The 14,553-nt window shown below is 49.2% G+C and carries 10 protein-coding genes and 1 pseudogene; 6 read left to right on the plus strand and 5 right to left on the minus strand.

The features are described from left to right. The first annotated feature begins 447 nt into the window (after positions 1–447). On the plus strand, positions 448–1,380 hold the full coding sequence (gene tus / locus DES54_RS17465; protein ID WP_113869554.1) for a DNA replication terminus site-binding protein: 933 nt from the start codon (positions 448–450) through the stop codon (positions 1,378–1,380). Between the two features lie 48 nt (positions 1,381–1,428). Here the strand turns inward: tus and fumC are convergent, their stop codons facing one another. Further along, entirely contained in the window at positions 1,429–2,826 is a 1,398-nt protein-coding gene (fumC, locus tag DES54_RS17470; RefSeq protein WP_113869556.1) for a class II fumarate hydratase, read from the minus strand. A 171-nt stretch (positions 2,827–2,997) separates the two neighbouring features. On the opposite strand from fumC, the gene manA reads away from it, so the two are divergent. The 4 genes from manA (at position 2,998) to add (ending at position 8,073) form a co-directional block, all read left to right on the plus strand. Further along, positions 2,998–4,167, plus strand: coding sequence for a mannose-6-phosphate isomerase (manA, locus tag DES54_RS17475; RefSeq protein WP_113869558.1), 1,170 nt, complete (start codon positions 2,998–3,000; stop codon positions 4,165–4,167). 126 nt (positions 4,168–4,293) lie between these two features. Continuing rightward, complete coding sequence (locus tag DES54_RS17480) at positions 4,294–5,853, plus strand: YdgA family protein (RefSeq protein WP_113869560.1); 1,560 nt, start codon at positions 4,294–4,296, stop codon at positions 5,851–5,853. A gap of 94 nt (positions 5,854–5,947) precedes the next feature. Then, positions 5,948–6,922 carry an arsenic resistance protein gene (locus DES54_RS17485; RefSeq protein ID WP_113869572.1) on the plus strand — a complete coding sequence of 325 codons (975 nt, stop codon included), beginning with the start codon at positions 5,948–5,950 and terminating at the stop codon, positions 6,920–6,922. A gap of 134 nt (positions 6,923–7,056) precedes the next feature. Continuing rightward, on the plus strand, positions 7,057–8,073 hold the full coding sequence (gene add, locus DES54_RS17490; RefSeq protein ID WP_113869562.1) for an adenosine deaminase: 1,017 nt from the start codon (positions 7,057–7,059) through the stop codon (positions 8,071–8,073). A gap of 74 nt (positions 8,074–8,147) precedes the next feature. Here the strand turns inward: add and DES54_RS17495 are convergent, their stop codons facing one another. Then, positions 8,148–9,470, minus strand: a complete 1,323-nt coding sequence (locus DES54_RS17495) for a 6-phospho-alpha-glucosidase (protein ID WP_113869564.1) — start codon at positions 9,468–9,470, stop codon at positions 8,148–8,150. Further along, complete coding sequence (locus DES54_RS17500; RefSeq protein ID WP_113869566.1) at positions 9,467–11,050, minus strand: alpha-glucoside-specific PTS transporter subunit IIBC; 1,584 nt, start codon at positions 11,048–11,050, stop codon at positions 9,467–9,469. Before DES54_RS17500 ends, DES54_RS17495 begins: the two co-directional genes overlap by 4 nt. A gap of 305 nt (positions 11,051–11,355) precedes the next feature. Here DES54_RS17500 and DES54_RS17505 point away from each other — a divergent pair, with 305 nt between their 5' ends. After that, positions 11,356–12,066 carry a GntR family transcriptional regulator gene (locus DES54_RS17505; RefSeq protein WP_113869568.1) on the plus strand — a complete coding sequence of 237 codons (711 nt, stop codon included), beginning with the start codon at positions 11,356–11,358 and terminating at the stop codon, positions 12,064–12,066. Between the two features lie 112 nt (positions 12,067–12,178). On the opposite strand, the gene DES54_RS17510 is transcribed toward DES54_RS17505, so the two are convergent. Beyond that, on the minus strand, positions 12,179–13,990 hold the full coding sequence (locus DES54_RS17510) for a glycoside hydrolase family 13 protein (protein WP_113869570.1): 1,812 nt from the start codon (positions 13,988–13,990) through the stop codon (positions 12,179–12,181). 360 nt (positions 13,991–14,350) lie between these two features. Next, positions 14,351–14,553: pseudogene (locus tag DES54_RS17515) on the minus strand (IS630 family transposase); the annotation flags it as partial.

The raw sequence follows: 14,553 nt of genomic DNA on the forward strand, positions 1-14,553 counted from the left end.
AAAAATGTCAGACAATTTATTAAAACCGCATCACCTTTCCCAGGCAACAAACCTGGACTAACAAAAGTGGAGCGGTAATAGGCGCAGTTATTTAGTATCGCGCGATTACGATGTCGTACAGCCACCTACGGTTTCCAGAGTCGTATTGATATTTGCGTCAACGTTATTGAGTCTGTTTATATACATAATAGAAATCAGAAGTTAAGCGTTTAAATTATTTCGATTCGGTATCCACCTAATCAAAACGGTAAGATGTCACTCTATTTTGAGTGGCGTTACCTGGCGTCGGGTTCCTTTTTTCCCCTCATGGCGTGTCATTATTTTCGAATAAATAGGAAAATTCAGCGCTGGAAGAAGAGGTTTTTGTATCTGATCTTAAATGCAGTTGCTGATGTTATGGTTCAAGTGATATAAGTATTAGTATGTTGTAACTAAAATAATGCTGCTATGAATCGCTATTTGCTTATTGACCGGATGAATGTAACTTTTGCCTCTCTGGAAGAAAAACTGACGTTGATGCAAAAATTGTTTTCAACCTTCCGCTTGTTGGCTGGCCGCGTATATTCGCTCCCTTACACCGCAAAAGGGACGGAACATGATGCTATTGAACAGATCCCGGTAACCCAACATGTCGGCATAGAAGCCCGCGACCTGGGACTGGCGCATTTTCAGCGTCTGTTCATCCACCACTACCCTGAAAGCATCAGTAGTAAAGCAGCGATCCGCTTACCGGGCGCCCTGTGCTTTTCCGTTCATCAGGATGAATATCATCAGGCCAATCAACTGATTCGAGATATTAATAGCCTGAAAAAAGAACTGGAACAGATCATCACGGTTGAATCCGGGTTGGAACCGGAGCAACGTTTTGAGTTTGCACATACGCACCTGCGCGGTTTAATTACGCTGAGCGCTTACCGTTCGTTAATTTTGCTGACTAATCCGGCGTCAGTACGTTTTGGCTGGGCGAACAAACATATCATCAAAAACATGACCCGCGCCGAATTGCTGGAAAAACTGGAGAAAAGTTTGAAAGCCGAGCGCGGTTTAGCGCCCTACAGTAAAGAACAGTGGGCAGCCTTGGTGGAACAGGAAATTGATGCGGTATTATCTTTACCTGAACACGCGAAACTGAAGATAAAGCGTCCGGTAAAAGTACAGCCTATCGCCAGAGTCTGGTATGCGGAACAGCAGAAACAGGTGCAACATCCCTGCCCGTCACCGTTGCTGATATTAAGTCAACAAGCGCATGGCGGCGGCGTGCCGATAATTGGCGAGTTAAACCATTACGATGCCGGCAACATTAACCATAAGCATAAACCGCAAGCCGCACCTTTACGTTTGCTGATTCCTCGTTTGCACCTTTATACCGATATTTTGTGAATCGACGCGAGAAAGCCTGCGGGTTGACGCCAGCAGGCTTAGCGCCATTTACGCTTTCAAACTGCCAACCATATCCTGCGGACGAACCCATTCATCAAATTCGGCATCAGTCAGGTAACCGAGTTTGAGTGCCGACGCTTTTAACGTCAGGCCCTCTTTATGGGCTTTTTTGGCAATTTCCGCCGCTTTGTCATAACCGATATGCGTATTCAGCGCCGTCACCAGCATCAGCGACTCATTCAACAGTTGATCGATTCGCTCGCGATTCGGCTCTATGCCGACCGCGCAATGCTCATTAAAGCTCTTCATGCCGTCGGCCAGTAAACGGATGGATTGCAGGAAGTTGTGGATCACCATCGGGCGATACACATTGAGTTCGAAATTACCAGAAGCGCCGCCCATATTAACGGCCACATCGTTCCCCATCACCTGACAGCACAACATGGTCATGGCTTCACACTGCGTCGGATTCACTTTGCCCGGCATGATGGAGCTCCCCGGCTCGTTTTCAGGAATGCTTAACTCGCCAATTCCGCAGCGCGGCCCGGAAGCCAGCCAGCGGACATCGTTGGCGATCTTCATCAGTGAGGCGGCCAGCCCTTTCAACGCGCCATGTCCGTGCACCAGCGCATCACAGGTGCCTAATGCCTCGAATTTGTTCGGCGCGGTGACAAACGGCTGTCCGGTAAGCTTCGCCAACTCTGCCGCGACCCGCACTGCATATTCAGGATGCGTATTCAGACCGGTTCCTACCGCCGTGCCGCCCAGCGCCAGTTCGCAAAGATGCGGCACGCTGTTTTCAATGTGTTTCAGGTTATGTTGCAACATCGCCGCCCAACCAGAAATTTCCTGTCCCAGCGTCAACGGCGTCGCATCCTGTAAATGGGTTCGCCCGATCTTGACAATATCTTTGAACTGCTCCGCTTTCGCAGCCAGCGTCTGGTGCAACGCTTTCAGTTCCGGGATGAGGTGTTGGTTAATGGCGATAACCGCCGCAACATGCATCGCGGTAGGAAAAACATCGTTGGAGCTTTGGCTTTTATTCACATCATCGTTAGGATGAACCCGTCTGCCGTTCCCGCGCTCTCCGCCTAATAATTCACTGGCGCGGTTAGCCAGCACTTCATTCATGTTCATGTTGCTCTGCGTGCCGGAGCCGGTTTGCCAAATGGCCAGAGGAAATTCGTCAGCGTGTTTTCCCGCCAGGACTTCGTCGGCGGCTTGAACGATGGCATTGCCCTGCTCGGCGGGCAACAGTTTTAAATCCATATTGACGCTGGCGACTGCTCGTTTCGTCTGCGCCAGCGCATAAATCAATGTGCGCGGCATTTTTTCTTCGGAAATACGGAAATGTTCCAGTGAGCGTTGCGTCTGAGCCCCCCACAAGCGATCAGCGGGTACCTCAATCGGCCCCATCGAGTCTTTTTCAATACGCGTTGTTGTCATGACCTTTTCTCCTTAACATGCTGAATAGGAATAGCCTTAGTTTCACTCTCTGGAATAGTGGCACACAAAACATTACCATGATGTGAACCGATGCAGTGTATTCATCACCCGTTGGTTTATTAAGTATTTTAGCCATTTAATTAATAACGTATGCAATCGCAGGGAGCCAACATGCAAAAGATGCTCAATCGTGTCCAGCATTATGCCTGGGGAAGCAAACACGCTTTGAATGAGCTTTATGGCATTGATAACCCTAATTATTTACCAATGGCAGAGTTGTGGATGGGCGCCCATCCGAAAAGTAGTTCCCTGGTTGTGGATAAACAAGGTCATGAATACAGCCTGCGAGATTTGATTGCCGATGATTTATCGGGTCAACTGGGTGAGTCGGTTGCGCAGCGTTTTGGCCAACTCCCTTTCCTGTTTAAAGTTCTGTGTGCGGAGCAGCCGCTGTCTATTCAGGTTCACCCCAGTAAATCAGCCGCAGAACAAGGTTTCGCCAGAGAAAATGCCGCGGGCATCGCACTGGATGCGCCAGAAAGAAACTATAAAGACGCCAACCATAAGCCCGAATTGGTTTTCGCGCTCACGCCGTTTCAGGCTATGAATGGTTTTCGAGAATTATCTGAAATTGTTGAATTACTACAGCCGGTCGCCAGCGCCCATCCGTCCATCAGCGCGTTTTTACAACAACCGGACAGTAAGACGCTCGCCATGCTGTTCGCCATTCTGCTGAGTATGGATGGCGAGCAAAAAGGCCGGGCGCTGGGGGTCTTGAAAGCGGCATTAAACAGCCAGCAAGAACAGCCCTGGGCCACCATTCGCGAAATCACCCGCTTTTACCCGGATGACAGCGGTCTGTTTTCCCCGCTGCTGCTGAATGTCATTACGCTTCAGCCAGGACAGGCGATGTTTTTATACGCGCAAACCCCTCACGCGTACCTGAAAGGCGTGGCGCTGGAAGTGATGGCCAACTCGGATAACGTATTGCGCGCAGGATTAACCCCTAAGTACATTGATATTCCAGAACTGCTGGATAACGTTAAGTTTGAAGCAAAACCAGCCGGTAAATTGCTGACCGACCCCATCAAACAGGGAAATGAACTAAGCTTTTCTATTCCTGTTGATGATTTTGCCTTCTCACTGCATTCTCTGAGCGAAACGCCGCAAACGCTTGAGCAAAACAGCGCCGCGATTGTGTTCTGCGTTGAGGGTAACGCACTTCTGCAAAAAGACGATCAGCAACTCAGTCTCACAGCGGGAGAATCCTGTTTTATTTCCGCCGGTGAGTCGCCGGTAAGCGTGCATGGCCAAGGGCGTATCGCCCGCGTATTTAATTGATCTATCCCATCGAGTTTCGAGGTGTGGGCAACGCGCCTGCGGCTTGAAAGATAAAGGGTATAAAGCCGATCATTTCGTGACGCCCTCAAGATAGAGGGCGAATTTTTAAATAAAGGATAAATTCTAATGAAGAAGTCGTTAGTTGCCGCAAGCGTGATTATCGCTTTGGGCGCCGTCTGGACCGGCGCTTCCTGGTATACTGGTAAGCAATTGGCTCAACAGATTGATGGCTTTACTGATACCCTTAATACACAGTTGAAAAAAAATTACCCTGATGCCGGCGTCAAAATCGTCTATCGCGATTATCAGGGAGGGATTTTCACCAGTAAATTATCATATGTACTGCAATCCGATGGCACGGCGAAAGAAGTGCCGCTGCTGGCGCCGGGCCAGGAAGTGGTGCTTAATGAAACCGTTTCTCACGGCCCTTTCCCGCTGGCGGAGCTCATGCAGTTCAATCTGCTTCCGGCCATGGCGTCCGTACGCAGCGAATTGGCGAATACCGATGTGGTTAAAGCGCTGTTCGAGTTGACTAAAGATAAGCCCTTCCTCTCCGCGCAAACACGGGTTACTTACGGCGGCGACACCCAGTCCGTCGTTACATTGCTCCCGCTTGAGTTTCAAAATAATGTGCAGAAATTCGCTTTCAGCGGCACCACGGCGCAGGTGGATATTGGCCGCGATTTACGCGACAGCAGACTGGAGGGCGCCATCAGTAACCTGATGAGCGAAAAGAAAAACCCTTGGGGTGAAACCGAAAAACTGGTTATAAACGATTTCACCTTGAAGGGGAATAACCACAAAGGCAAGTTCGAACTCAATTTGGGTGACGCGGATCTTTCCATTAAATCCCTGACTTTTTCCGTAGAAAATAGTGACACTGTCACCTTAAACAATATCTCTGTGCAAACCCTGCTGACCGAAGATGAGACAGATCTGGCGGGGAAACTGGCGCTGGCGCTTGAATCGATGACCATCGCCGACCGCAACCTTGGTTCCGGTGCGATGAATATCGCTTTCTCACGACTTGATGGAAAAGGCGCCAAAGCGTTCGCGACCGCTTATCAGCAAAAAGTGGAACAAATGCTGTATAAGCAGGAGATCATCACCCCGGAAGCTTACCAGCATGAGTTGACGATGACGTTTCTGCAATTTCTGCCTCAGTTGCTGAAAAGCAATCCCAACGTTACGGTTTCCCCTATCAGTTGGAAAAACAGCAAAGGTGAAGGGACCTTCACCCTTGCGCTGGATCTGACCGACCCACTGCAAAATAGCGCGAAAGCAACCGATCCCAACGCTTACGATGAAGAAAAGATTATTTTGCAATCGGTGAAAAAGCTGGATGTTAAATTGAATGTGCCGCTGGCCATGCTCACGGAGTTGATGGTTCAGGCCGGGCCGCAAGGCACTACGGATGAAGAGAGAAAACAAGCCGAAGAGATGGCGCAACAGCAGGCGCGGATGATGGCGGGTCTCGGGCAGATGAACCAGATTTCCGTCACCCGAGACAATGCCATCACCAGTTCGCTGCAATATGCCGATGGTCAGATTGATTTCAACGGCAACAAAATGACGCTGGGTGAGTTCATCGCGCCATTTATCAGTCTGCCGAGCGAAGATAACGAAGACGCTCAGCCTGATACTGATAGCCAACAGGAACCGGATGCGCCCTCCGTTACGCCGTAATCGTTAACGTTCGTTCGAACCGTTGTGGCGGCTCCGCCCCGCCGCAACGGTTTTCCCTGCCCCCGCAATGACTTTTTTCGCCGCGAGACGCGATATGCACCGATTCAGAACCTTTATGGAAACCCACCAGACGGCGATCTACTTTGTCACCGTGGTGCTTGCCGCATTGACCGCCCAGATGTTCCCCAATACCGCCTCGTTGGAGGTCGCCATCACGCCGGCGCTGGCGTTGAGGTTATTTGTCACTTTTCTCCAGTTGCCGATGACCGAGCTTGGGAAGAGCTTTAGCCAATTACGATTTCTTGCCGCGCTGCTGTGCGCAAATTTTATCTTTATCCCGTTGTTTATTTTTAGCTTGCTGCCTTTGTTACCAGACAATCCGTTAATCCGCTTTGGTATGCTGTTGGTCTTGCTCGCGCCCTGCATTGATTACGTCGTGACATTCTCGCAGATTGGCCGCGCCGATGCCCCGCGACTGCTGGCGGCCACGCCCGTCCTATTGCTGGTTCAAATGCTGGCGCTTCCGCTGTATCTTGGTCTTTTTCTCGATCAAGATGCAGTGGCCTTCGTTCATCTCGCGCCATTTTTACAGGCGTTTATCTGGCTGATCGTCCTACCGTTGCTGGTGGCCGCCATGATCCAGTGGGGAAGCTTTCGCCATCAGCCGGTAAAAAACCTGTCGGCTGCCCTGTCGTTCCTGCCTGTTCCGGCAACGGCGCTGGTGTTGTTTGTCGTTGTCGCCGCCGTCACGCCGCAACTTCAATCTGCATGGCATGCGCTATTCGCGGTGCTGCCGTTCTATGTGCTTTATGCTATCGTCGCGCCGACGCTGGGCTGGTTGGCCGGCAAGTTGTTCCGGCTGGACTCACCCGGCGGTCGAGCGGTAGCCTTCAGCGCCGGAACCAGGAATTCGCTGGTTGTGCTGCCGCTGGCGCTGGCCATGCCGGACGCCAGCGATATATTGCCGGCCATCATTGTCAGCCAGACATTGGTGGAATTACTCAGTGAACTGATTTATATCCGAATGATTCCCCGGCTCAATGCCAGTCCGGTGTGGAATAAAGGTTAACCGTTATCCTCATTAACCATACTTATCCGAAATAAAAGTGACTTTTTTCGGCGACAATTGGCTATTTACTAACATTTGTTTTTATACTTTCTGGCACTTAACGAACGACTATCAGATTTCGCAAAGAGTACATTATGATTGATTCATTACTCCCGCTGACGGATATCCATCGTCATCTGGATGGCAATATCCGGGCGCAAAGTATTCTGGAACTGGGCAGGCAATTCAATATCGCCTTGCCTGCCAATGATCTGGCGACACTACGCCCGCATGTTCAAATCACCAAAAATGAACCGGATTTGCTGAGTTTTCTGCAAAAGCTGGATTGGGGCGTCGCCGTTCTGGGTTCGCTGGACGCCTGCCGAAGAGTTGCTTATGAGAACGTTGAAGATGCGGTCAATGCCGGATTGGATTACGCGGAACTGCGCTTCTCTCCCTATTACATGGCGATGAATCATAAGCTCCCGATTGCGGGCGTGGTCGAAGCGGTTATTGACGGCGTGCAGGCCGGTTGCCGCGATCATGATATTGATATTCGCTTGATTGGTATCATGAGCCGCACATTCGGCACCGATGCCTGCCAACAGGAACTGGATGGTTTGCTGGCTTATCGCGACCAGATCACGGCGCTGGATCTGGCTGGCGACGAATCAGGCTATCCCGGTGATCTTTTCTCCTCGCATTTCCGTCAGGCGCGTGATGCCGGCTGGCACATTACCGTACATGCCGGCGAAGCGACCGGCCCGGAAAGTATCTGGCAGGCGATTAACACATTGCAAGCCGAACGCATCGGACATGGCGTCACCGCGATTATCGATCCTTCGCTCATGACATACATGGCTGAACATGGTATCGGCATTGAATCCTGTCTGACCTCCAATATCCAGACCAGTACCGTCGAATCACTGGACAAGCACCCGCTGCTCCATTTCCTGCGCTACGGCATCCCCGCCACGATCAATACTGACGATCCGGCGGTTCAGGGAATAGAAATCCGACACGAATATGAAGTCACGGCGCCGCTGGCGGGCTTAAGCGCGAAGGAAACCCGTCAGGCCCAGGAGAACGGGTTGAATATCGCGTTTCTGAGTGAACAGGAAAAGCAGCAACTGCGTGAGAAAGTGCGGCGCTTGCGCGGAACGTCGTCTTGATACAAAAAATTCCCGGCGATGAGGCCAGGGATTTATGTATAAGAGATAGCCGGTGGGTAGAGGAAAAACGGTGATTATTTCAGTTCAGGCCAGTAGTCGCGGTTCGCCTCAATCAACTCATCAAGAATGGCTTTCGCTACGCTGGCGCTGGGAGCAGTTTTCGACAAGCTGATGGCTTGCCATAGTTTCTGGTAGGAGCGCTCCTCCCAGGCTTCAACCACCAGCTTTTCCACCGCCACCTGCTGGCTCATCAATCCTTTCTGGAAGGTAGGGATAGTGCCGACCTGCAACGGCTCCGGCCCATGACTGCCGACCAGACAGGGAATTTCCACCATCGCGTCATCATCAAAGTTATTGATCGCGCCGTTGTTCTCTACGATTAGTAACATTCTCTCCTGCGTATTAAAGGCGATGGCGCGCGCCAGGTCGACGATATAGGATGCGTGTTCATCAATTTCAAGATCGCCGGCGGCCCCGGACTGAGCATTGATAATCGCGTTGCAAGCGCCGAAAACGTGTTTCTCTCGACCAGCCATCACCTCATTGGCGCGGGTATATTCAGGATTGGAATGCGCGACGACATAGTCGGGGAAGAAATAGTATTTCAGATAAGTATTCGGCAGCGTTTCCGGGTCGAGCGCACAAACATCTTTTGCCTTGGCGAAAGTATCGTTCCAGCTTGGTTCATTATTATTAACGCCCGTTTGCGGAATATAGCCATATTTCGCCACGTGTTCACGAATGGCCGGCAGTAGTTGGTTACCGTCCTGGTCCTGAATGGAGGTCCACCAGCCAAAATGATTCAGGCCGTAATAGCGGACGTTCATTTCCTTGCGTGATTTCAGGCCGATGATTTCCGCCATCCGTCCTTCGATACCGATGGGCATGTCGCAAATATTGAGGATCCTGGACTGCGGACGAAGTTTCCGCGTGGCTTCCGCGACAATCGCCGCCGGATTGGAATAGTTTAGCATCCAGGCCTGCGGCGAATATTTTTCCATGAAATCCACCAGTTCCAGTACCCCGCCGATAGAGCGCATCCCATAAGCGATACCGCCGGGACCACAGGTTTCCTGGCCGACCACGCCGTGACGCAACGGGATTTTTTCATCCAGTTCACGCATCGGATATTTTCCGACGCGGATATGCGCCATAACAAAGTCTACGCCGGTAAAGGCTTCCTCTGGGTCTGTGGTATAGCTGAACGCGATTTCTGGCGCCTGTTCTTTCAGCAGGATCTTACAGGCTTCGGCGATGGTTTCCTGTCTTGCGCCGTCATTGTCATAAAACTTCAGCGTAGCGATAGGAAAACGATCGCGGTTTTGTAACAGCATCAAAACGATGCCAGGAGTGAACGTGCTGCCGCCGCCGGCGATAACGATTGAAAATTTTTTCATGAGTGAGCCTCCATATAGCGTGAGTGTTGCATCAAATTTTCCAGACGATCGCGAACCTGTGGAACCGACAGTCCGACGATGATTTGAATGGCGTTGTCCTTATGCACCACGCCGTGAGCGCCGAGTTGACGGAATATGTCGTCGGACTGCATCAGGGCGGGATCGACAAGCGTGATACGTAAACGTGTAGCGCAATTGGTCAGGTTGACTATATTCGCTGCGCCGCCAAGTGCATCCAGATAGGCCTGGGCCTGTTCAAGTTGGCCTGTCGGCATAGCGGTTTTCTTGCTGCGCAGGTCGTTTTTGGTGTACAGCTTGATCTCGCTGTCTTCCCTGCCCGGCGTTTTGACGTCGAAGCGTAAAATGATGGAACGAAAGACAAAGAAGTAGATGAATGAAAACGCGGTGCCGACGCCGATCTGGGTCACCATGTTCATCGCGTGATGGTGGAACATTGGCAACCAGTTTTGCGTGGCAATTTCAATCAACCCGCCCCCCATGTTGCCGACCACGCCCAGTAGGTACATGACCGTCGCCATGGTAGCGGCCAGCAGTGCGTGAACGGCGAACAGATAGGGCGCGATGAACAGGAAAGTGAATTCCAGCGGTTCGGTTATTCCCACCAGTACCGCGGTCAGCGTCGCCGGAATCACCAGACCGGCGACCTTGGCCTTATTTTCCGCGCTTGCTGTCGCGTAAATGGCCGCCGCGATACCAACCGAACCGAACATTTTTGCATTACCGAACAGTGCAAACCCCCCCAGGGGAAACAGGTCTTTTAACGGCAAGGCCGACTGGCTGAAGGATTGAATATTTTCAATCCAATTAACCTGAATACCGCCTTCCATCGCTACCGGACCAAAGATGAAAGGTCCGTAAACAAAATGGTGCAAGCCCGTCGGGATCAAAATTCGTTCTAAAAAGGTATAGATCCATACGCCGAATGCGCCTGACGCCAACATTAAATCTTGCAGCGAAGAAATACCTATTTGAATTTTTGGCCAAATTAACAGAGTTAACCAGGCGGCGGGAAGCATAATGAAAAAACTGATAATAACGACGTATGCCGTCCCCTGAAATATACCGATATAAACAGGTAACGTTTTATCATAAAACCGGTTATGATTTGCAGTAATTAAACCGGAAATAGCAATAGCGCCAATAATACTGGTGTCCAGCGTTTTTATTCCGGCAATCATAGTTAATCCGCTTACCCCGCCGATATCGGCGGTAAAGTCAACATTAAAATAGCCGCCCCATTGCGTCGCCATGGCCTGAATCAGGTAATTGAACGTGAGGTAAGATACCAATACGGCCAGGCATGCTCTAGCGGGAGCCTGATGAGCAAGGCCGATTGGCAGGCTGATGGCGAATACCAATGGCATATTGCGAAATACTGTCCATGCGCCCTCTTCAATAATATTAATAATCTGAAAAAATAAACTATCCGGGTTCGCTAATTCGCCAACAAACATTGGATTAGACAACATAATAGCCAGGCCGACGACAATCCCGGCGAACGGAAATAGCAGTACGGGAGTAAACATCGCTCCACCAAATCGTTGGATTTGACTTAGCATTAGTGTTTTCCTTCATTTTAAATTTTGTAGGGAGAAGCTATTTTTTGTACGACTTAATATTTTCTTATGAATTAATAATATGGGGATTGAATAAGCCGGGTAGCTATTTAACCAGAGATATGTGAACTTACTCATAATTTAGTGATAGCCCAAGAGGTATGCTTTTTAACCTTTTCGCAGACATCTTAGCGAACCAGGTTGCCAATGTTCTAGGTGTATATTTATAACATAATGATAATTAAATGAATTAAATTGCTATGGGTGAAAAAAATGAGACATATCTACAGTGCTGAAGAGGTCTGAAAGTGATCTATAAATCTATTGCGAAACAGATCCGATCGCGTATCAATTCGAACGAATTACGTATTGGCGAAGCCCTGCCGTCAGAAAAAAGTCTGGCGGTTGAGTTTTCAGTTTCGCGGATGACGATCCGCAGAGCTATAGAACAGTTAATTAAGGAGGGATTGCTGCAACGTCGCCATGGTAGCGGAACCTATATCTTGCAGAAAGATATTCAGCATGAAGGCCATGCGTTGAACAGTTTTGCCGAACATATGCGGCTGATTGGCCGCACGACCAACAATGAGGTGATTGAGTTTCGAACCATGCCCGCCCCGCCAGCTATTGCCCGCCAACTGCGCTTACGCACCGACGAAAGAATTTACTTTGCACGCCGTGTTCGCTATGTGGATGGCAAGGCCTGCATGCTGGAAGACAGTTATTTGCCCATCGCGCCTTTTCCCGATCTCGCCATTAAACATTTGCAGGGCTCGAAGTTCGCCTACATTGAAGACGAAAAGCACATTGAGATTGCCGGCTGTTATGAGATTTTTTCCCCGATTTTGGCGGATGGCGTCGTTGCCGGCTTATTGAAGGTTAATGAAGGCACGCCGTTGTTGCAGATGACGTCGCTGACGAAAACGGTGAGTGGTGAATGTATTGATTTTTCCATCATGACAAATGCACATGACTATAAAGTGAGCTTTTATATGCAACGCAATAAACTCACTTTATAAGCGCCTCATAACACGAGCCGCACCGAGCAACAAGAAAGATGACGGATATAAACGCAAACCGGACAGCCTTTAAAGGCTGTCCGGTGACTTATTACACCGATCTGATGCCGGATTAATTTAGTTGATAAATACCCGACTGCCATGGTTGCAGTTCAATCTTGGTGGCGCCGGGCCGTACCTGCGTTTTCATACCGCTTTCCAGCAACGTCTTCTTAATCGGGGATGCGTCAGGCAGAGAATAGCTGATGGGCTGTTCCCTGAAATTCACAACGATCAGATATTTCTCGCCTTTCAGAGTGCGGGTATAGGCATAAACGTCATTATTATTAGGATCGAGATCCTGATAAGCGCCATAGGTTAATGCCGGCGTTGCCTGTCTGATCGCAATCAGTTGACGGTAGAAATTGTACACGGAATCCGGATCGTTGGTCTGATCCGCCGCGTTGATTTCCTTATAGTTCGGGTTGATGCGTAACCACGGCGTACCGGTGGTAAAACCAGCGTTGTCCGCGTTACTCCACTGGAATGGCGTGCGGCTATTGTCGCGGCTGGTTTGTTTAACATTAGCCAGAAACTCATCCGCCTTTACTTTTCCGGTTTTAACAAAGTCCTGCCAGAAACCTTTTACTTCGATATCATCGAAATCATCAATTTTTTGGAAAGGATAGTTGGTCATGGCCAATTCATCGCCCTGATAGATAAAGGGCGTGGCCCGCTGGGTTAACGACATGGTGGCAAGCGCTTTGGCCGAAAGGACGCGCCACTGCGGACGGTCGTCGCCAAAATGTGAGACGGTGCGCGGGTTATCGTGGTTGCTGAGGAAGAAAGTATTCCAGCCGTACTGACCGGCCATAGCAACAAGGCGATTGTTGATCTGACGGAATTGAGACAGCGTCCAGTCATTACTGCGCCATCTCTCCTCAACCGAGCGGTCAAGACGAGTAAGATCGAAAGAGAACGCCATATCCAACTCTTTACGACGCTGGTCAATAAACGGCGCGGCTTCTTCCAGTGGTACGCCAAAGATTTCCCCCGCCGAGACCACATCATATTTCGACAGTACCTTTTGATTCATTTCCTGAAGATAGCGGTGAAGGTTCGGTCCCTGCGTATAGGTGTAGGCGAAGTTTTTAAGTTGTTCGGTCGTGAGATCAGGAAAAGCCGGATTTTTCGAGAACGTCGCGACGGTGTCCATCCGCAGGCCGGATACGCCTTTATTAATCCAGAAGCGCAGCATGTCGTAGACTTCTTCACGCACTTTGGGATTATCCCAGTTCAGGTCGGGCTGATTCACGCCGAAATAATGCAGGTAATACTGGTCTGTGGCACTGTCTTTCTGCCAGGCCGACCCGCCAAAAAAGGAGGGATAGTTATTCGGCGGATGGTTGTCTTTACCATCACGCCAAATGTAGTAATCACGATAAGGATTATCTTTCGATTTTTTACTTTCAACAAACCATTGATTCTGATCGCTGCTGTGATTCACGACAACATCAATCATCAGACGCATATCGCGTTTTTTCATTTCAGAAATAAGACGATCGAAATCGTCCATATTTCCATACTCTTTCATTATCTTCCGGTAATCATGAATATCGTAGCCATTATCCTTATTAGGCGAATCATAATGCGGATTAATCCAGATAGCATTAACACCAAGATTTTTTAAATAATCCAGTTTCTCAGTGATCCCCCGCAAGTCGCCGATGCCATCTCCATTGCTGTCTTTAAATGATCGTGGATAAACCTGATAAAATACGGCTTCTTTCCACCATGCAGGCTGGACTGAAACACCATCATTAATTGCCACAACAGATGATCCATCCGTTTTATCCACTTGCGGCAACGCATTACATAATCCAGAAAAAGTCAAACCTGACAGTAAGATAGCACCGAGTTTTATACATTTTTTCACTATAATCATACAATTACTCCATCCATAAATGATTATTTTTTAAGTTTAAATTAATATACTTCGTTTCCTTTCTTTCATGTAGGATATCAAGTGCCGAGTTAAGCATGTATGCTCTATGAAATACAGTGACCGGAATAAGTCATATATATTGACTTTGGTCGTTTACAGTATCGTGTAATTAATGATGGTCAACTTATAGTTCACCGAGTGATTTTTAATGTGCTTTGTTTTTTCAGTATTGGTATGTCGTATATAAAATGAAGATGTAAGGTTGCCGGAATTTAGAGTCATCGTGAAACAAAAAACTCCGGCGATAAAACCAGGGATTGATGTATAAGAGACAACCCTAAATAACTGATCCTAATATCGCTACATTTTTACCAACCCATGATTCCCACCGGGGAATGGGCTGACAGTATTCATAAAGTGACGCACTTTTTTCAGTAACTGCCACATTGAGCGGCACTGGTGGTTTCGGGTTATCGTTTCGTGCAGCGCCTGCCACAGCCGTTCAACATGATTTACCCAGGGCGAGTAAACCGGCTGATAAATAACACGAAACTTCGGATTCT

The sequence above is a fragment of the Brenneria salicis ATCC 15712 = DSM 30166 genome (assembly GCF_003315515.1).
GTDB lineage: Bacteria > Pseudomonadota > Gammaproteobacteria > Enterobacterales > Enterobacteriaceae > Brenneria > Brenneria salicis.